General features: G+C 66.9%; 1 protein-coding gene. It reads left to right on the plus strand.

The genetic code is table 11. The features are described from left to right. Window positions 1-104: 104 nt before the first annotated feature. Window positions 105-260 (plus strand): IS66 family transposase zinc-finger binding domain-containing protein (locus H926_RS35445; protein WP_256380248.1); only part of this gene is annotated, 156 nt, incomplete at its 3' end.

Consider the following 260-nt stretch of genomic DNA (forward strand, 5'->3'; position numbering starts at 1 on the left):
CTGAGGCCATCCCCGAGCCTGCCAATGATGATGCTCCTGCAGCAACGTCAAAGCCGGAACGCAAGGCTGGCACCCGCGCGCCAATCCCGGCGCATATACCGCGCCTGACGGCCGAGCATCGCCCGGAACCGTGCGGCTGCGGCGGGGTGGAGACCGTCATCTGCGAAGATGTCACAGAGGTGCTGGATTATGTGCCGGCCCGCTTCCGCGTCCTGCGCCATGTTCGGCCTCGTGTCGCGTGCCGGTCGTGCGAGACGATC

Source organism: Novosphingobium sp. B-7, from assembly GCF_000410615.1.
Taxonomy (GTDB): Bacteria; Pseudomonadota; Alphaproteobacteria; order Sphingomonadales; family Sphingomonadaceae; genus Novosphingobium; species Novosphingobium capsulatum.